Genomic DNA, 17,490 nt, shown 5'->3' on the forward strand with positions numbered 1-17,490 from the left:
CAGCATGGCATGCGTGATCGAACGGGCCGACCAGCTCGTCCTGGACTACGTCAGCAAGGCGGCCGACGCCGCTCACGGCGTGCTGCGCCAGGACCACAGGCTCGACTTCGTCCAGCGGCTGCGGGCCCGCATCGAGTCGGAGCGGAGCGGCAGCGAGGACCCCAAGGTGGTGGCCAGGGTGCTGGCCAGGTTCGGCGATCCTGCTGCGCTCGTCGAGCGCGAGGCCCGCAGGCTCTCCTCCGGCGGCGAGGTGCCGAGGATCCAGGCCGAGCCCGAGGTGCGGCCCGCCGAGAGCGACACCGCCGTCTTCCCCCGCGTGGTCGACGACGTCCCGCCCGGTGTGGCGCGCGGCATGCGAGAGGCGCGGGAGAGGCTGACCGGCAGGACCGAGCGCGGCCTGCCGTTCGCGGGCCTGCGCAGGGCGGTGATGGCGGGGGCCAACCCCATGGCCACGGGCGGCAGGGACGCCAGGACCGTGGTGAAGGGGCATCCGCGCGAGGTGCTGGCGATCGGGCTGCTCCTGCTGGCCGCGCTGCTGGTGCCGATGAGCCTCCCGTCCGTGGCGATCTTCCAGGTGCCGGTGATCGTCTGGGCGGCGGGGGCGGCGACCGTCCTGACGAGCGACAGCTGGTCCTTCAGGGACAGGATGATCGGGATCGGCGCTCCCATGTTCGGCTACGGCGTGGGCGGGGTGGTGATCGGCGCACTGAGGGTGGGGGGTGAGAGCGGCTTGTCCGCCTTCCTCGCCCAGTTCTACGCGGTCAGCGGGATCATGTTCATGATCTTCACCGGTCTGGGCGTGGTCTGGCTCGCCTATCGCCTGTGGGATCTCAGCTGACCGGCGCGTGCGCGGGAGCGGGCAGCAGGCCGACGGCCAGCCGTACCCACGCGGAGACGAACTGGTCCTTCTCGGCGTGACCCGGTGTCTCGCCGACCGTCTCCTGGAACAGCCGGTAGTGCACGACCGCGCCGCCGAGCACCGCGCCGATGCCCGTCCAGTCGAGGTCGGCCTCCGCGTATTCGGGCTGGGCGCGGAACCAGCCGGTGATCGCGTCGAACATCGGCTGCAGCAGGCCCTCGCGCACGACCGCGACCAGCTCGGGGAACTGGCTGAGATCGCGGAAGAACACCCTGGTCAGCTCGCTCTCCTCGCGGACCTTCGCCAGCCCGGCCCTGCACACCAGGGACAGGCGCTCCTCGAGGTCGGCGGAGCCCTCCATGCTGCTGAGCTCGGCCAGGCTGTCGGCCACCTGGATGCGGGTGCGCGCGGCGTGCTCGTGCATCGCGGCGGCGAGCACCTCGTACTTCGACTTGAAGTGCCGGTAGAGGCCTCCCGCCCCAGGGGAGAGCCCGGCGGCGGCCTCGATCTCGGCCACCGAGGTGGCGGAGTAGCCCCGCTCCGCGAACAGCCTCAGAGCCTCGTCGACGATCCGCTCGCGCGTGGATCTGGTCATGTCGTTCCTAGTACCTCCATCTAATGAGAGACGTGCTCATCAGACCGCCACCCCTACGTGCCAGTCAGGGCCCCGGCGGTGGTCCGATTGGCGCGTTTCTCATCAGTAAGGACCATAGTCGTTACGGTGACACGCGCCGGATCAGGCTCGCCACCGCCGAGCCGAGGACGAGCCACACCACGGCGGCCAGACCGTAGTTGACCAGGACCTGCCAGCGCGCGTCTGCCAGCCTGAACAGGTCGGACATGCCGAGTGACAGCGTGGTCGCCACGGACTCGACGAACTGGACGAGAGAGTTGGCCGGGTTGGTGGGGAAGATCCTGAAAGCGATGTAGAGGGCCAGGACGAGCGCGGCGGCCCTCGAGACGACCTTGACGGCCCACACGGCGACGTCGGCCGCGCGCTGACGGGCGGTCGGGGCCGGCCTGACGGCGGGCCGGTGCGGTCGGGTTTCAGCCATGGCCGCTCCCTCCGATAAGTAATTCCTTTCTGCCCACTTCAACGCTTCCATACCAGCGACCGTTACTCTTCACGGGTGGGGAAATCAGTGGGGTTTGACCTCGATATGACGCTGGCCGACACCAGATCGGGTATCGCGGCCGTCTTTGACGAGCTCGCCGTACGGCTGGGCGTGGTCATCGACAGCGCGGTGGTGATCTCCAGGCTCGGCCCTCCGCTCGAACTGGAGCTGGCCAACTGGCTGCCCGAGGAGGACATCCCCGGCGCGGCGGCGCTGTTCAGGGAGCTCTATCCCGACGTCGCCCTTCCCGTGCACACCGCCATGAGCGGCGCCCACGAGGCGATCAAGGCGGTGCGGGAGGCCGGAGGCGGGGTGATCGTGGTGACGGGCAAGAACATCCACGACGCGAGAAGGACCGTCGACCTGCTCGGGTTCGACGTGGACGAGGTGGTCGGATCGGTGTTCGGCGCGGGCAAGGGCGGGGCGCTCGCGCGGTTCGGCGCGGACGCCTATGTCGGGGACCACGTCGCGGACATCGAGGCGGCGCGAGCGGGAGGCGCCGTCAGCGTGGCGGTCGCGACGGGTCCCTACACCGTGGGAGAGCTGCGTGATCACGGGGCTGATGTGACGCTGTCGGATCTGACCGAGTTCGCCGCCTGGTTCGGCGACTGGAATTAGCGCGCATTTACCCGGTCGCTCTCCGGGCTCGGTGGGCATAACCTACTTCCATTCATCTTTCCCGACAGTACGAACGAGGTCCCCCCTGTGCCGAGTGGCAAGGTCAAGTGGTACGACGCCGACAAGGGTTTCGGCTTCCTCACCCGCGACGACGGCGGTGAGGTCTTCGTCCATTCCTCCGCGCTTCCCACTGGCGCGGAACCGTTGAAGCCCGGACAAAAGGTCGAGTTCGGTGTGGCCGAGGGCCGCAGGGGACAGCAGGCGCTGTCGGTGCGGATTCTCGAGCAGCCGCCGACCCTGGCCAAGACGGTCAAGCCGAAGGGCAAGCGGAAGAAGCCCGACGAGATGGTCGTGATCGTCGAGGACCTCATCAAGCTGCTCGACGTCATCTCCGAGTCCTACCAGCGGGGCAAGCAGCCCGACCCCGTGCACTCCAAGAAGATCGCCCAGGTGCTGCGAGCCGTGGCGGACGACCTCGACTGATCAACCGCTGTGCGGGTTGGTCAACGGCTTGGTGGTCGCCGTCGGGTCCTTGGTGGCGGGCGCCTGCCTGGCCGCGGGCGGCGTCGACGCGCTCACCTTGGCCGCACGCGCCCTGACCCGCACTCTCCTGCGCACCACGAGCCAGCCGAGGGCCAGGGCAAGCACGACGGTGAGCCCGGTGAGCCCGCCGGGGCCCGTCGACCAGTCCGACACCAGCAGGCCGATCAGCCCGCCGAACACCCAGGCCAGCTGAAGGAGCGCCTCGACCACGCCGAAGGTCGACGAGCGCACCTCCTCGCCGATCTCGCGCTGCACGATCGCGTCGAGCGCCAGCTTGCCGAGCTCCTGGGCGAAGGCGGCCACCAGCGCCACCGCGACGGCGGCCCACAGGCCGAACAGGAAGGCCGTCACGCCCGCCGTCACCGTGGTCACGGCCAGCGTGAGCAGCACGATGACCTGGGGCGAGTGGTTGCGCGCCCAGTTGGCCACGGCCGCGCCCGCCAGGCCGCCGAGCCCCGCGGCGCCGGCGAGGAGGGCGATGGTGGTGGTCGCGGGCAGGTCCTTGAGGTGCTCGTCCTGCACGAGGAAGAGCAGGTAGAACAGCAGGAAGCCGGAGAAGAGGCGGATGGCGGCGTTGGCCCTCATGGCCTCGGTGACGGCGGGACCGACGTTGAGCAGCGTCCGCCAGCGCGCCCTCTCGCCGCCCTCCTCCTCCTCGAGGTCGGGGGAGTCGACGTGGCGCGGCAGCCGTACCGCGAAGACGCCGAGCACGAGGAAGACCACCATCGCGATGCGCAGCACCCACGCCGCGCCGAGCCACGCCGTGAGGCCCGCCGCCGTGGGCACCGCGACGCCCGCGGCGACCAGGGAGAACAGCGCCACCCTCGCGTTGGCGCTGACCAGCGTGATGTCGGCGGGCAGCACGCTCGGCATGATCGCCGCGCGCGAGACGTTGTAGGCCTTCGACAGCACGAGCACGCCGAGGGCGCCCGCGAAGAGGGTGAGCACGTCGCCGGGGCCCACGGCCGCGGCCATGGCGAAGCACAGCAGCCCTCTGGCGAACAGCGTGCCCGCCATCACGTAGCGGCGGCCCGACCTGAACTTGTCGAGCACGGGCCCGACGAAGGGCGCGACCACCGCGAAAGGGATCATCGTGATCACCAGGTAGAGCGCCACCTGGCCGCGCGCCTCGTTGACCGGCAGGCCGAAGAAGATCGTGCCCGCCAGGGCGAGCGTGACCAGGGAGTCGCCCGCGCTGTTGGCGGCCGTCAGCTCGATCAGCCTGCCCAGACCGGTGCGGTCGGCGCCGTGCGCGTGCGTGAGCCTGCGCGTGGCGTGACCGACCCGCTGGGCGCCGCTCGCGGTGGCGAGCCCCATGCGCCTGGTGCCGCTCGCCGTCCTGCGGCCGGCGCGCATGGACGCCCGGCCCGCTTCGGCCAGCACGTGCCCCACCCGTCTCGCTAGCGTCCACACACGATCCACGCTAACCAGTCTTACCTGACATGGGTGCTCGCACGTCCCGTCATGGGTGAGAATGGAGTGTGAGCGAACAGCACCTTTCGGCGAGGGCGCGCCGATGACCAGGACCAGGACCCGCGTCGCCGCGCCCGACCAGGCCTGTGTCGCCGCCGTCGACCTCGCGAGAGAGACCGCGAGGGAGCTCGCCAAGCCAGGGGAGCCTGGAGAGCACCTCGGGTTCGAGGGCCAGGGCGACCGGATCGTCACCCACTACTTCGCCTGCCTCGACCGCGCCTACCGAGGCTGGCGCTGGGCCGTCACCGTGACCCGCGCCTCCCGCGCGAAGAACGTCACGGTCAGCGAGGCCGTGCTGCTGCCCGGCGCGGGGGCCCTGCTGGCCCCCGAGTGGCTGCCGTGGAGCGAGCGGCTGCTGCCCGGCGACCTGGGCGTCGGCGACCTGCTGCCGACCGCGGAAGACGACGACAGGCTCGTCCCCGGCTTCACGAGCGCCGACGACGAGATCGACCACCAGATGATTTTCGAGTACGGCCTGGGCAGGGCCAGGGTGCTGTCGGCCATCGGCAGGGACCGCGCCGCCAAGCGCTGGCACTCGGGCACGTCCGGGCCGCACACACCGATCGCGCACGCCGCTCCCGCGCAGTGCTCCACCTGCGGCTTCTTCTGGCCGCTCGCGGGTGGCCTGCGGGGCGAGTTCGGCGTGTGCGCCAATGAGTACGCCCCCGACGACGGCAAGGTGGTGGCCGCCGACCACGGCTGCGGCGCCCATTCCGAGGCCGCCGTCATGCCGCCGCCCGTCGAGCAGGCCACGCCGATCCTCGATGACCTGGGTTACGACCTGATGGAGGACGAGGCGGGCTCGGTCGACGAGTCGGCCTCGGAGGAGCTCGGCCACTCCTGATCGGCTCCTGATCCGGATTGTCGGCGAGGAGCGCTAGCCTTCGGGGGCCCGTCTCTCGATTAGGAGTTTGCCCCGTGGACACCTTTGGCACTGACCGGATGCGCGCCGCCGTACTCACGGCTTGGAAGGCCTCGCCAGCGCGCTTCCGTGAAGACGCCAACGCCGAGGAGGACTTCGCCCTCGGCGGCTACCGTGACCGTCTGATCGTCGAGCTGGCGCAGAACGCGGCCGACGCCGCCCTTCGGGCGGGCGTGCCCGGTGTGCTGCGCCTGGAGCTGCGCGACGGCGTGCTGACGGCGGCCAACACCGGCGCGCCGCTCGACGCGGCGGGGGTCGAGGGCCTGTCCACGTTGCGGGTGTCCGCCAAGCGCGACCACGTGGGCGCCGCCGGACGCTTCGGCGTGGGCTTCGCCGCCGTGGTCTCGGTCTGCGACGCCCCCTCCGTCGGCTCACGCTCCACCGGTGCGGTGCGCTGGTCGCGCGAGGAGACGACGGCGGTGGTGGCCGCCGAGCCGGTGCTCGCGGGCGAGCTGGCCAACCGCGAGGGGCACGTGCCGCTGCTGCGGCTGCCCTTCCCCGACTCCTTCGAGGTCCCCGAGGGGTTCGAGACGCTCGTACGGCTGCCGCTGCGCCCCTCCGCCGTCGAGGCCGTGCGCCACATGCTGCAGGAGGCCTCGCCCGCGCTGCTGCTCGGCATGCCCGCGCTGACCGCCATCGAGATCGTGGTCGACGGCATCACCCGCACGGTCGAGCCCTCGGGGTGGCACGTCGTCTCGGTCTCGGGGGAGTTCTCTCCCGACGAGGTCGCCGCCTACTTCGCCGACAGGCCGACGGAGGAGCGGGCCAGGCCCTACTGGTCGGTCCGTTGGGCGGTGCCCGAGCAGGAGGGGCCGCTGCCCGTCCCGCAGGTGGTGCACGCGCCCACGCCCTCCGACGAGCCGCTCGACCTGCCCGCGCTGCTCATCGCCTCGTTCCCGATGGCCACCGACAGGCGCCACGTCGCCAAGGGGCCGCTGACCGACTTCCTGATCGCGCGCGTCGCCGAGGCCTACGTGCTCCTGCTGGAGGAGCTGCCGCGCACGCCGAGACTGCTCGAGCTGGTGCCCGCGCTGATGGGCAAGGGCGAGCTCGACGCCCGCATCCGCCGCGCGATCCTGCGCCTGCTGCCCGACGTCCCCCTGCTGCCCGCGCTGTCGGCGCCGCCGCCCGTGGTGCAGTCGCCCTCGTTCGAGGACGCGGCGCTCTACGACCCCGACGCCGCGTGGCAGGTCGAGCACCCCGTGCGCGAGCCCTCCGACGACGGCTGGGTGGTCTCGGGCAGGGAGGCCTCGGTCGTCAACGGCTCGGGAGAGCTGCTGGCGGTGCTGGCCTCGATCGTCCCCGGCCTGCTGCCCGCAGGGTGGCCTGCCAGGCACCCGGCGATGGCCTCGCTCGGGGTGCGCAGGGTGGAGCTGGCCGAGGTGGTCGACCAGCTGTCGGGCGAGGCCATCGAGGGGCGCGATCCCGCGTGGTGGCGATCGCTCTACGACGTGCTGCCCGCCGACGACCCCGAGGCGCTGGGGGCGCTGCCCGTGCCGCTGGCCGACGGCCGCCTGGTGCGGGGTCCGCGTGGCACGCTGATCCTGACCACGCCGCTCGACCTGGCCCCGCTCGGGCTGCGCATCGTCCATCCCGACGCGGCGCACCCGCTGCTGCTGCGCCTGGGCGCCTTCGAGGCCACGCCGCGCGCCGTCCTCGACGACCCGCACACCAAGAACGCGGTGGCGCAGTCGATGGACAGCGACGACCCCGACGCGGTGGCGAGGGCCGTGCTCTCCCTCGTCGACGCCGCGGGGCTGACAGCGGGCGAGGAGCCGTGGCTGTCCGAGCTGGCGCTGCGCGGCTCCGACGGCTCGCTCTACCCCGCGGGCGAGCTGCTGCTGGCCGAGGGCGCGCTGGCAGGGCTGCTCGCCGACGACGCGGGTTTCGGCACGGCCGACTCCTCCTACGACTCGCGCGTGCTGACGGCGGTCGGCGTGCTCGACGGGTTCGCCGTGGTCAACGACGCCGACGTGCTGCTCGACCTCGACTCCTGCGACCACGACCTCGACGAGGAGGACCTGTGGCTCGAGTCGCTGCCCCCCTTCGACCTGCCTCCCGTCGTGCCGGAGTTCACCGCCATCCGCGACCTCGAGCTGGTCGCCGACTGGCCCGCCGCCCTCGCCCTGATCACCAGGCCGCCGTTGAGGGGCGCGCTGCTGCCGCTGCGCATCGACGGCCTCGAGGTGCCCTCCTACACCGCGTGGTGGCTGTCCACCCACCCGGTTCTCGGTGGGCGGCGCCCGCTGGAGCTGCGCCTGCCAGGCGCCGACCCGCTGCTGACCGGCCTGTACGACGAGGCGCCCGAGGGGCTCGACCACGGCGCGCTGGCCATGCTGGGCGTCCGCACCACGCTGACCGACCTGCTGGCCTCGCACGGTGGCCCTGAGGAGCTGCTGGAGCTACTGGCCGACCCGTCGGTCACCGTCGATCGCGCGCAGCTGCGGGCGCTGTGGATGGCGCTGGCCGCCGTCGATCCTTCGCGGGTGGCGCCGCCCTCCTCGGTGCGGGCGGTGCTCGGTGGCGACATCGTGGTCGCCTCCGCCGACGACGCCGTCGTGGTCGAGGCGCCCGACCTGCTGCAGCTGGTGACCGACAGGCCGCTGGTCCTGGCCCCGTTCGACCTGGCCGAGGCGCTGTCGGAGCTGCTCGACCTGCCGCTGGCGGGTGAGCTGGTCTCGGGCACGGTGACCTCCACGGGCACCGAGCGTCCCGTGCCGAAGGAGGTCAGGGAGCTGCTGCCCACGGCTCCCACCCGTTACGTGGAGCACGAGAAGCTGCTGGTGGACGGCGTGCCGTGCGCGTGGCGCTACTTCGACGGCATGGTCCACTGCGACGGGGCAGACGGGCTGGCGCGCGGTCTGGCCTGGGCGACGGGGCAGTGGAACGACCGCCTCGCGGTCGCGGCGCTCCTTCGCAATCCGGGCGATGTCCCCCTGCTGCTGGCCGAGGCCGACCTGTCCTAGCGGGTCAGGTCAGCAGGGAGCCAACCACGACGATCAGCAGGAGCAAGCCGAGCACGGCGGGGAGAAGCCAGAAGCGAGGACGGTCCACGCCGTGCAGCCTAGCCCCGCTCGGCGGGTGCGAGAGCCCAATGGCCGAGTGACTCATACCTCACCGTGGGGCCCGGGTGGCTGCGCATGAGGTGGATCGAGTCGGCCGACCACGGCGACCCCGCGAACGACGACAGCGCCTCCACCAGGGGGCGCAGGTCGGTGGGCTGCCTGGCGCGGGCGAGCGTGAGGTGGGCGTGGAAGCGCTTCTCGTCGGTCTGTACGGCTCCCGCGCGACGCCCGGCGGCGGCGGCCGAGCCTGCCAGCCGTACGAGGGGGTCGCCGCTGACGCCGAGCCAGAAGACCCGCTTGGAGAACGCGCCCGCCCCCTCGAAGGCCAGGCGCTTGGCGGGGTGGCGCGAGGCGGCGCGGGCCAGCCGTACCTCGAGGTCGGGGAGGGCGCGCTCGGGCACCTCGCCGTAGAAGGCGAGCGTGAGGTGCCAGGTGGCGCGATCGACCCAGCGCAGGCCCTCCACCACGTGGGTGCGGCCGGCCAGCGCGGCGGCCACCTCGTCGAGGATCTCGGGTGGCGGCAGGATCGCCGCGAACAGTCTCACGGGTCGATTGTGCCCCGCGCGGGGGGTGTGGCTCCGGCCCGCGGGGTGTGGAGGCGCGGGCCGGAGAGTCGTCAGGCGGTGGCGAGCGCCACGCGGGTGCGGCGGGCGCCGATCATGCGGGTGAGCAGGATGGCCAGGCCGGTGCCCACGAGCGTGAGCAGTCCGCCGATCATGACGCCCACGCGGGGGCCGCCCAGGTCGGAGATCCAGCCGATCAGCGGCGCGCCGATCGGGGCGCCACCGGTGAAGACCAGCACGTAGATGCCCATGACCCTGCCGCGCATCTCTGGCGAGGTGGACATCTGGACCAGCGAGTTGGCGGCCGTGTTGACCGTGATCAACGCGATGCCGGTGGGGGCGAGCAGCAGGAGGTAGACCGGGTAGAAGGGGGCGAGGCCCACCACGACCTGGAACAGCCCGAAACCGATGGCGCCCGCGATGAGCAGCCTGCGCGTCGGCCTGACGCGACGGGCGGCCAGCAGGGCGCCGCCGAGCGCGCCGACGGCGAAGGCGCTGGAGGCCACGCCGAACGACGAGGCGCCCTGGCCGAAGACCTCGCGGGCCATGAGCGCGATCGACATCGAGAACGACTGCGTGAACATCGCCATGAACGCGATCACCAGTATCGGGAGCAGGAGCTCCGAGCGCTCGATGACGTAGCGCAGGCCCTCGCGCAGCTGGCCCTTCGCCTTGGGGACGAGCTCGGCAGGGGTCAGCTCAGACTTGCGCATGAGGAGCAGGCTGGAGATGACGCCGCCGAAGGTCAGCGCGTTGAGCAGGAAGATCGGTCCGGTGCCGATGGCGTACATGAGCACGCCGGCGAGGGCCGGGCCCACCACGCGGGCCAGGTTGAAGATCGAGGCGTTCAGCGCGATGGCGTTGGGCAGGTCTTCACGGCCGACCATCTCGACCACGAACGCCTGCCTGGTCGGCACCTCCACGCAGGAGATGACGCCGAGCGCGAAGGCCATGGCGTAGACGTGCCACACCTCGGCCGAGCCGGTCACGGTCAGGACGCCCATGGTCACGGCCAGCATCGCCATGAGCGACTGCGCGATGATCAGGACGGGGCGCTTGGGGTAGCGGTCGGCGAGCACGCCGCCGAACAGGCCGAACATGAGCTGCGGGAGGAACTGCAGCGCGGTCGTGGTGCCGAGAGCCGCCGCGCTGCCGTGTGTGAGGTCGAGCACCAGCCAGTCCTGGGCGGTGCGCTGCATCCACGTGCCGAGGTTGGAGACGATGCCTCCAGCCGCGAACAGCCGGTAGTTGTGAACCCTGAGAGACCGGAACATCCCGGTCCTGGGTTCGTCAGGCTCTATATCTTGCTGAGCTTCTCCAGAATCGGCGCCGCCTGCCGGAGCACTGCCCGCTCCTCGGGTGTCAACTCCTTCAGCCGATGCGTCAACCAGGCTTCCTTCAGCCGGCGCTCCTCCTTCAGCAGCGCCTTGGCGGAGTCGGTCACCACCACGGTCACCTGTCGCCGGTCGGTCTGGTGCGGTGAGCGAGCGACCAACCCGCGCTCCTCGAGCGCGGCGATCACCCGCGTCATCGAGGGCGGTTGTACCTTCTCGAGCTCGGCCAATTCGCCGGGGGTTATCCCTGAATGCCGTTCCACGGCGGCGAGCGTCGCGAACTGGGTGGGCGTCAGGGTGTGCGCCGCCGCCTGTCGTCGTAGTCGTCTGGTCAGCCGCGCCAGCGACACGCGCAGGGCTGATGCCAGGCCTGCGTCGCTGCGCAGGTCCATCTTGGGAGGGGGATTCGTTAGCACGTCTCATTACCTTTGCTAACTATATGCCATGCCACGCTATTCCCTCCAACGGTTTGGATAGAGTCCACCATGCACTCCTTATTCTGGGCCGCCGCGGTGATCGTTTCGGCCTGGGAAGCCGCCACTGTTGGCTTGCCACTGGCCTTCATCGCGGCGAGCCTGCTTCCCACCGTCTTCCTCCTCGGCCTGGCCATTCTCGCCCGCGTCGCCGAGGGGCCCGCACACCGTCGGCTGGCGCTCGTCGGCATCGCGGGCATGCTGTCGCTTCCCGCGATCTCCGCTCTGGCTCACGAGTACGGCGGGGTCGTCGGCTCGCTCCTGTTCGACCACGTGGCCGGTCCCGTCGCCACGGTGGTGTGCGTCGTGCTCATCGCCGCCGCCGACCTGGTCGTCCAGCGTAGGTCGGCGCTGCCGTACCTTCTGCCAACGCTCGCGGTGGCGCTACCCTTCCTCGTCGCCGTCGCGGACCTGTGGACGGGCCATCTGGCGTGGTTCTCGCTGCCCGACTGGCTCGCGATCGAGGTGCTGCTCGGATCGGGCGCGCTCGCGGTGCTGGTGCTGAGCGCCGTCGTCACGCGGCGGCTGTGGTTGCGCGTGGTCACGGTCTACACGCTGGTGCTGGCCGCGCTCGTGGGCGTCGCCGCCGCCCTGGTCCCCCTCTCGTACGGCTACGCGGCCCGCGAGGAGGCCCTGCAGGCCGCCTGGGAGGCCGAGCCGGAGCGCATCGAGCCGATCGACGGCCCGCTGACCGACGAGCCGCAGCACTTCAGAGTCGGCCTGGACACTGACGCCCGGCCTCCGACGGTGTCGTTGCCTCCTCTGGAGATGATCGAGGAGGAGCGCCGTCTGTCGCCTCTCTGGTACACCGGCGCCTACCTGGCCGCCGCGCTGATCGTGTTCACCCGAAGGGCCGCCCCCCGGGAGGAGGACGGCCCCGAGGACGACGTCGCTACAGAAGAGCCTTGATCGGCCCGAGTGCGAAGTAGACGACGAACAGCCCCGCCACCGCCCACATCAGCGGATGGACGTCCCTGCTCCTGCCCTTGACCGCCTGGATCAGCACGTAGCTGACGAAGCCCGCGCCGATGCCGTTGGAGATGGAGTAGGTGAACGGCATGATCACGATCGTCAGGAACGCGGGGATGGCGATGTCGAAGTCGTTCCAGTCGATCTCGCGGACCGTCGTCATCATCATGAAGCCGACCACGACGAGGGCGGGCGCCGCCGCCTCGTACGGCACGACGGCGACCAGCGGCGCAACGAAGATCGCCAGCAGGAACATCAGGCCGGTGACCACGCTGGCCAGACCGGTGCGGGCGCCCTCGGCCACACCCGCGGCCGACTCGATGTAGGTGGTGTTGGACGAGACGGAGCCCGCGCCGCCGGCCGCGGCGCCGATGGAGTCGACGAGCAGGATCTCCTTGGTGCGGGGGAGCTGACCCTCCTCGTCGAGCAGGTCGGCCTGGCGGCCGACGCCGACGATCGTGCCCATCGTGTCGAAGAAGTCGGTGACCAGCAGGGTGAAGATCAGCAGCACCGCGAGGATCACCGACACCTGGCTGAAGGCACCGAACGGGTCGAACTCGGTGAACAGCGTCACCGGGTTGTGGAAGCCGAAGATGCGCTCCGGCCAGGACGGCGTGACCAGCTGCCAGCCTGCGGGATTCTTCGGAGTGGCCGCACCTGTCTTCGTCAGCGCCTCGACGATCATCGCGAGGACGGTGGTGCCGACGATGCCGATGAGGATCGCGCCCTTGACCTTGCGGGCCACCAGCACGGCGGTGACCAGCAGGCCGATGATGAAGACGAGCAGCGGCCACGAGGTCAGCGCGCCGGAGATGCCCATCTCCAGCGGCGGCCCCGCGGCGACGCGGCGCACGAAGCCCGCGTCCACGAAGCCGATCAGGGCGATGAACAGGCCGATGCCGACGCTGATCGCGGTCTTCAACTGGACGGGGATGGCGTTGAAGACGGCCACCCTGAACCCGGTCAGCACGAGGATGCCGATGATGACGCCCTCGAGGAAGACCAGGCCCATCGCCGCCTCCCACGACATCTGGGAGGCGATGCCGAACGTGACGAAGGCGTTCAGGCCGAGGCCCGCCGCCATCGCGAACGGCACCCTGCCGACGACGCCCATGAGGATGGAGAGCATGCCCGCGACGAACGCGGTGCCGGAGGCGACCAGCGGCACGTTGGCGACCAGGCCGTCCCCGATGAACTGGCCGTCGGCGTCCTTGACGGTCGCGATGATGAGGGGGTTGAGGACGACGATGTAGGCCATCGTGAAGAAGGTGGCCAGGCCGCCGCGCACCTCGCGGGAGACGGTCGAGCCCCGCGCGGTGATCGAGAAGAATCGGTCAAGTCCGGACGGAGTAGTGGTGTGCGTGTCTTTCACGCGCGAAGAGTGACAGGGGTTGCGACCTGCGAAAAGACCCCGCGACCTGATCGAGACGGATTTGCCGCCATATCGCGCGAAACGGCACGTCGACTAGGCTGGATCACGTGAAGCAGCCATGGCGTCCGGATCCGGAGCCGCTCGAGACCAACGACAGGGCCGCTGTGCTCGGCGGCACCGCCCTGTGGGCGCTCGCCCTGGTCGTGCTGCTCATCGTACGGCCAGGCCCCGAGAACGCATGGTGGATCTGGACCTGCGTGGCGGGCATCGTCTTCGGCGGTTTCGGATACTGGTTCGTCGGCCGGAAGCGCCGCAAGGACCTCCCGGCCGACGAGGCGCCCGTCGAGCCCGTCCTGGGGATGGGCCCCCCGGATCACCAGGCGTAGTCCTCCGGCGCGGTCCTGTGGCCGGGGAAGATCTCGTCGAGCCTGGCGAGGGCCTTGTCGTCGAGCTCGATCTCCAGCGTGCGCATGGTGCCGTCGAGCTGGTCGAGCGTGCGCGGGCCGATGATCGGGGCGGTCACGGCGGGGCGGGTCAGCAGCCAGGCCAGGCCGACGTGCGCGGGGTCCTCGCCGAGCTCGTCGCAGAACGCCTCGTACTGCTCGATCTTCTCGCGGTGCTTGTCGAGCTCCTTGACCATGTTCTCGGAGGCCGAGCGGCCCTTGTCGATCTTGCGTAGCACGCCGCCGAGCAGGCCGCCCGCCAGCGGGCTCCACGGGATCACGCCGAGCCCGTAGTCCTCGCACGCCGGCAGCACCTCGAGCTCGACCTTGCGGGTGAGCAGGTTGTAGTGGGACTGCTCGCTGACCAGGCCGAGCATGCCCTTCCTGGCGGCGCTCTCCTGGGCCTTGGCGATGTGCCAGCCCGCGTAGTTCGAGGAGCCGACGTAGATGATCTTCCCCTGCTGGCGCAGGATGTCCATCGCCTCCCAGAACTCCTCGAAGGGGGTCTCCCTGCCGATGTGGTGCGCCTGGAAGATGTCGATGTAGTCGGTCTGCAGCCGCTTGAGGGAGGCGTCGCAGGCCCTGCGGATGTGCAGCGCGGACTGCATGCCCTCGTTGGGCCACTCGCCCATCTTGCCGTGGAACTTGGTGGCGATGACGGTGCGCTCCCTGCGGCCCCCGCCCTGGGCGAACCACCGGCCGACGATGTTCTCCGTGACGCCCTCGCCCAGCTTCCAGCCGTACACGTTGGCCGTGTCGAAGAAGTTGATGCCGAGTTCCAGGGCCCTGTCCATGATGGCGAAGGAGTCTTCCTCCGTCGTCTGGGGACCGAAGTTCATCGTGCCGAGGCAGAGCGGGCTGACCTTGAGCCCGGTGCGTCCGAGGTTCACGTATTCCATGACACCCACACTAAGAACCTGGAGTGCACTCCAGGCCAGCCCCCTCTCGATATGATGATCGCGAGTCCCGGGGTCGATCAGCCTCGGGACTGTGCGTTTCATGCATCGCACCATCGCGAGGGCCGCGCTCCCCCTGCTGCTCTCCTCCCTCACCTCGCTGGCCGGATCCCTGGTCGTCACCTCCGTGCTCGGCCGTCACGACACGGGGGCGCTGGCAGCCTTCGCCCTGACCATGGCGGTCCACAGCCCCGCCTCGATGGCCGTCATGGGCGGTCTGCGAGGGCTCGCGCCGTTCGTCGCCCCCTTCCGTGACGATCCCCTCGCCGCGATCCCGGTGCTGCGTGACGCCAGGTGGCTGGCGCTGCTCATCGGTACGGCCGGCGCGGTCGTGGTGGCCTGTGTCCCGCTCATCGCCTCTCGCGGCGGGTCGGGGGTCGAGGGGTTCGGCGTCCTGCCGTACGCGCTGGGGGCTTCGCTGCTGGTCAGCGCCTCCAACGGAGGCGCGAACACCGTGCTGGTCTCGCTGGGCCGCGGCCGTCAGGTGATCTGGGCCAGCGTGGCGGCCACGGCGGTGGTCGTGGCGCTGGTGCCGTTCACGGTGGCGCGATGGGGGCTGACGGGCGCGGGGCTGGCCTTCCTGTGCTCCTCGCTCGCGGGGGTGACGGTCGCCAACCTGGCGCTGCGCGCGGCACTCGGGCGGCCGGTCGGCAGGGGCAGGCCGCGCGTCCAGGAGATCCTGCGCATCTGCAGGGTGAGTCTTCCGCTGTCGGGGACCATGCTGATCAAGTTCGCGGGGCTGGGCGTGCTGGCCTACGCCGCCGCCAGGACGGGCGTCACCGGCTCGGCCGGGCACGCCATCCTCTACGCGCTCTCCGGATTCCTCATGGTGCCCGCGATCGCGGTGGCCCAGGCGGCGGTCCCCGAGATCGCCCGCGCCGACGGCATGAGGAGCAGGCGGCACACCGCGCGGGCGGCGCTCACGCTCGCGGCCGGGGCGGCGGGGATCAGCGCGGCCGTGGTGACCCTCCTCGGCGGCCCGCTGCTGCGCCTGTTCACCGCCGACGAGGCGGTGCGCGGCCTGGTGACGGCCGTTGTGGGGGTCATGCTGGTGTCGACCCTGGCCGAGGCGGGCTCGGCGGTCATGGGGTTCGGGCTGACCGCGATGAAGCGGTCGAGCTCGAGCCTGCGCTCGCTCGCGATCGGCTGGGGACTGCTGGTCGTCGCGGCGGGCCCGGTCACCGACACCTGGGGCCTGCCCGGCCTCTGGACCGCCATGCTGGCCACCAACCTCCTCCTCCTGACCCTCCAGACCACCGCCTTTCTGTCGGCCACGGCTGATAGAGATCTCGTCCTGTGAAGACCCTGCTCGGCGCTGCCGTCCCGCTCTTCCTGTCGATGGTCTCCGGCATGGTCGCCCACCTCGTCGGCAGCGCCGTGCTCGGCAACCAGTCGGCCGCCACCCTCGCGGCGATGGCCCTGGCGCTGGCCGTCTTCAGCCCGGTCGCGGCCGCGGTGGCGGGAGGGGTGCGAGGTCTGGTCCCCTTCGTGGCGCCCCACGCAGACGACCCTGCGGCGGCGTTACCCCTGCTGCGCGACGCTCGCTGGCTCAGTTACGGAGTGGGCGGGCTCGGGGCCGCGGTCATGGTCTGTGTGCCGTTGATCGCGGCGGCCAGTGGCGCGCCTCGGGAGGTCGTCGGCGAACTGGGCGCGCTGCCCTGGCTGCTGGCGCTGTGCGTCGTGGTCCTGTCGGTCGGCGGCGGAGCCAACTCGGTGCTCATCGGGCTGGGCCGTAGCCGCCAGGTGCTGTGGTCCGCGCTCTCGGCCACGGTGGTCGAGGTGGCGCTCATCGCCGGACTGGCGCCGTCGCTCGGCGTGACCGGTGTCGGCCTCGCCATGCTGGGCTCGGCCGTGACGGGCATGCTCGTCTCCAACCTCGCGCTCACCAGCGTGCCGGGCGTGCGAGGGCGCTCGTCGTTCCTTCCAGGACGTCCGCGACCGAGGAAGATCGCCGAACTGGCTGGGGTGGGGCTCCCGCTCTCGGCGACCACACTGATCAAGTTCGGGGCGCTCGCCGTCGTCACCTACGCCGCCGCGCGCATCGGCACGCAGAGCGCCGCGGCGCACGCGATCCTCGGGTCGCTGTCGGGGCTGCTCATGGTGGCCGCGCTCGCCCTTGCGCAGGCGTCGGTGCCCGAGATCGCCAGGGCGACCGACCCGAGGCAGGCCAGGCGGGTCAACCGGATCGCCGTCCTGCTCGCCTGCGCGGCCTCGGCGTTCGTGGGAGGCGCGCTGCTGCTCCTCGGCGACCAGATGATCGGCCTGTTCACCGGGGACGAAGGGGTGCACCGCGCTGCGCTTGCGCTGGTGCCCCTGCTCGTGGCTTCCTCCGCCGCCGACGGGGTGCAGGCGGTGATGGGGTTTGGGCTGGCGGGGCTCAGGCGGTCGACGTGGAGCTTGGGGGCCTTCTCGATCGGGTACGGCTTGCTCGCGGTCGTCGCGGCTCCCGTGGCGGCTTCGGGTGGATTGGGTACGTTGTGGGTGGCGGTGCTCGTGACCAACTTGGCGCTCGTCGTTCTGCAGGGCGGCGGGTTCTTCCTGCAGAGCGCACGCATGGGGACGGTCGCCGCCGAGGCATGATCGCTGGATGGGGGATGTCCTGATTCGCACGCTTGCGGGGCTCGTGATGGCCCTTGCGCTCCCTGCCACGCCAGCCTTCGCGTACTCCGGCTCCTCCGTGCCAGGTGGCCACGCCTTCACGGAGCCCGTCGTCCAGACTTCGGCCTCCCCGGAGATCGCTCTTCCCGAGATCCCTCGCGCGGTTGGGCTCTCGGCATCGGACGTG

Annotated in this window: 17 protein-coding genes; 9 read left to right on the forward strand and 8 right to left on the reverse strand. The window is 71.1% G+C overall.

Annotated features, from left to right (window positions below; translation table 11 throughout):
- Window positions 1-13 precede the first annotated feature (13 nt).
- Window positions 14-838, forward strand: coding sequence for a hypothetical protein (locus tag ABFX50_RS42135; protein ID WP_183654603.1), 825 nt, complete (start codon window positions 14-16; stop codon window positions 836-838).
- On the opposite strand, the gene ABFX50_RS42140 is transcribed toward ABFX50_RS42135, so the two are convergent.
- Window positions 831-1,454 (reverse strand): TetR/AcrR family transcriptional regulator, encoded by a 624-nt coding sequence (locus ABFX50_RS42140; RefSeq protein ID WP_183654608.1) that lies wholly within the window; start codon window positions 1,452-1,454, stop codon window positions 831-833. The genes ABFX50_RS42135 and ABFX50_RS42140 overlap by 8 nt on opposite strands.
- Window positions 1,455-1,575: 121 nt before the next feature.
- Window positions 1,576-1,914: a hypothetical protein gene (locus tag ABFX50_RS42145; protein ID WP_346154811.1), complete on the reverse strand. Its 339-nt coding sequence runs from the start codon at window positions 1,912-1,914 to the stop codon at window positions 1,576-1,578.
- A 75-nt stretch (window positions 1,915-1,989) separates the two neighbouring features.
- Between ABFX50_RS42145 and ABFX50_RS42150 the strand changes: the two genes are divergently transcribed.
- Both ABFX50_RS42150 and ABFX50_RS42155 read left to right on the forward strand, forming a co-directional pair.
- Window positions 1,990-2,592, forward strand: coding sequence for an HAD family hydrolase (locus ABFX50_RS42150; RefSeq protein ID WP_346154813.1), 603 nt, complete (start codon window positions 1,990-1,992; stop codon window positions 2,590-2,592).
- Window positions 2,593-2,679: 87 nt separating this feature from the next.
- Window positions 2,680-3,075: a cold-shock protein gene (locus ABFX50_RS42155; RefSeq protein ID WP_183654616.1), complete on the forward strand. Its 396-nt coding sequence runs from the start codon at window positions 2,680-2,682 to the stop codon at window positions 3,073-3,075.
- Here the strand turns inward: ABFX50_RS42155 and ABFX50_RS42160 are convergent, their stop codons facing one another.
- Window positions 3,076-4,548 carry an MFS transporter gene (locus ABFX50_RS42160; RefSeq protein ID WP_346154816.1) on the reverse strand — a complete coding sequence of 491 codons (1,473 nt, stop codon included), beginning with the start codon at window positions 4,546-4,548 and terminating at the stop codon, window positions 3,076-3,078.
- 103 nt (window positions 4,549-4,651) lie between these two features.
- Between ABFX50_RS42160 and ABFX50_RS42165 the strand changes: the two genes are divergently transcribed.
- Both ABFX50_RS42165 and ABFX50_RS42170 read left to right on the forward strand, forming a co-directional pair.
- Window positions 4,652-5,452, forward strand: coding sequence for a DUF3027 domain-containing protein (locus ABFX50_RS42165; protein ID WP_183654619.1), 801 nt, complete (start codon window positions 4,652-4,654; stop codon window positions 5,450-5,452).
- Window positions 5,453-5,550: 98 nt separating this feature from the next.
- Complete coding sequence (locus ABFX50_RS42170; protein WP_346154864.1) at window positions 5,551-8,496, forward strand: sacsin N-terminal ATP-binding-like domain-containing protein; 2,946 nt, start codon at window positions 5,551-5,553, stop codon at window positions 8,494-8,496.
- Window positions 8,497-8,594: 98 nt separating this feature from the next.
- On the opposite strand, the gene thpR is transcribed toward ABFX50_RS42170, so the two are convergent.
- From thpR to ABFX50_RS42185, 3 genes are all read right to left on the reverse strand, one after another.
- The gene (thpR, locus tag ABFX50_RS42175; protein WP_183654621.1) at window positions 8,595-9,140 is read right to left on the reverse strand and encodes an RNA 2',3'-cyclic phosphodiesterase; all 546 of its coding nucleotides are present in this window, start codon (window positions 9,138-9,140) and stop codon (window positions 8,595-8,597) included.
- A 71-nt stretch (window positions 9,141-9,211) separates the two neighbouring features.
- The gene (locus ABFX50_RS42180) at window positions 9,212-10,432 is read right to left on the reverse strand and encodes an MFS transporter (RefSeq protein WP_346154818.1); all 1,221 of its coding nucleotides are present in this window, start codon (window positions 10,430-10,432) and stop codon (window positions 9,212-9,214) included.
- 23 nt (window positions 10,433-10,455) lie between these two features.
- Window positions 10,456-10,884 (reverse strand): MarR family winged helix-turn-helix transcriptional regulator, encoded by a 429-nt coding sequence (locus ABFX50_RS42185; RefSeq protein WP_183654627.1) that lies wholly within the window; start codon window positions 10,882-10,884, stop codon window positions 10,456-10,458.
- A 93-nt stretch (window positions 10,885-10,977) separates the two neighbouring features.
- Between ABFX50_RS42185 and ABFX50_RS42190 the strand changes: the two genes are divergently transcribed.
- Entirely contained in the window at window positions 10,978-11,874 is an 897-nt protein-coding gene (locus ABFX50_RS42190) for a hypothetical protein (RefSeq protein WP_346154821.1), read from the forward strand.
- Here ABFX50_RS42190 and ABFX50_RS42195 read toward each other — a convergent pair.
- Window positions 11,858-13,306, reverse strand: a complete 1,449-nt coding sequence (locus ABFX50_RS42195; RefSeq protein ID WP_346154823.1) for an NCS2 family permease — start codon at window positions 13,304-13,306, stop codon at window positions 11,858-11,860. The two genes, ABFX50_RS42190 and ABFX50_RS42195, sit on opposite strands and share 17 nt — an antisense overlap.
- Window positions 13,307-13,413: 107 nt before the next feature.
- Between ABFX50_RS42195 and ABFX50_RS42200 the strand changes: the two genes are divergently transcribed.
- Complete coding sequence (locus ABFX50_RS42200; RefSeq protein ID WP_346154825.1) at window positions 13,414-13,692, forward strand: DUF2530 domain-containing protein; 279 nt, start codon at window positions 13,414-13,416, stop codon at window positions 13,690-13,692.
- Here the strand turns inward: ABFX50_RS42200 and ABFX50_RS42205 are convergent.
- On the reverse strand, window positions 13,680-14,648 hold the full coding sequence (locus tag ABFX50_RS42205; RefSeq protein ID WP_183654636.1) for an aldo/keto reductase: 969 nt from the start codon (window positions 14,646-14,648) through the stop codon (window positions 13,680-13,682). The genes ABFX50_RS42200 and ABFX50_RS42205 overlap by 13 nt on opposite strands.
- Before the next feature lie 100 nt (window positions 14,649-14,748).
- Here ABFX50_RS42205 and ABFX50_RS42210 point away from each other — a divergent pair, with 100 nt between their 5' ends.
- Both ABFX50_RS42210 and ABFX50_RS42215 read left to right on the forward strand, forming a co-directional pair.
- Entirely contained in the window at window positions 14,749-16,005 is a 1,257-nt protein-coding gene (locus ABFX50_RS42210) for an MATE family efflux transporter (RefSeq protein WP_346154828.1), read from the forward strand.
- Entirely contained in the window at window positions 16,002-17,285 is a 1,284-nt protein-coding gene (locus ABFX50_RS42215) for an MATE family efflux transporter (RefSeq protein ID WP_346154830.1), read from the forward strand. The genes ABFX50_RS42210 and ABFX50_RS42215 overlap by 4 nt, the downstream gene beginning before the upstream one ends.
- Window positions 17,286-17,490 lie beyond the last annotated feature (205 nt).

Source organism: Nonomuraea recticatena (genome assembly GCF_039533245.1).
In the GTDB taxonomy this organism is placed as follows: Bacteria; Actinomycetota; Actinomycetes; order Streptosporangiales; family Streptosporangiaceae; genus Nonomuraea; species Nonomuraea roseola.

Excerpts from the sequence above, each read along its gene's own strand:
- ABFX50_RS42140 (WP_183654608.1), bottom strand. The coding sequence starts at position 1,454 with ATGACCAGATCCACGCGCGAGCGGATCGTCGACGAGGCTCTGAGGCTG.
- ABFX50_RS42145 (WP_346154811.1), bottom strand. The coding sequence starts at position 1,914 with ATGGCTGAAACCCGACCGCACCGGCCCGCCGTCAGGCCGGCCCCGACC.
- ABFX50_RS42165 (WP_183654619.1), top strand. The coding sequence starts at position 4,652 with ATGACCAGGACCAGGACCCGCGTCGCCGCGCCCGACCAGGCCTGTGTC.
- ABFX50_RS42170 (WP_346154864.1), top strand. The coding sequence starts at position 5,551 with ATGCGCGCCGCCGTACTCACGGCTTGGAAGGCCTCGCCAGCGCGCTTC.
- ABFX50_RS42180 (WP_346154818.1), bottom strand. The coding sequence starts at position 10,432 with ATGTTCCGGTCTCTCAGGGTTCACAACTACCGGCTGTTCGCGGCTGGA.
- ABFX50_RS42185 (WP_183654627.1), bottom strand. The coding sequence starts at position 10,884 with ATGGACCTGCGCAGCGACGCAGGCCTGGCATCAGCCCTGCGCGTGTCG.
- ABFX50_RS42190 (WP_346154821.1), top strand. The coding sequence starts at position 10,978 with ATGCACTCCTTATTCTGGGCCGCCGCGGTGATCGTTTCGGCCTGGGAA.
- ABFX50_RS42205 (WP_183654636.1), bottom strand. The coding sequence starts at position 14,648 with ATGGAATACGTGAACCTCGGACGCACCGGGCTCAAGGTCAGCCCGCTC.
- ABFX50_RS42210 (WP_346154828.1), top strand. The coding sequence starts at position 14,749 with ATGCATCGCACCATCGCGAGGGCCGCGCTCCCCCTGCTGCTCTCCTCC.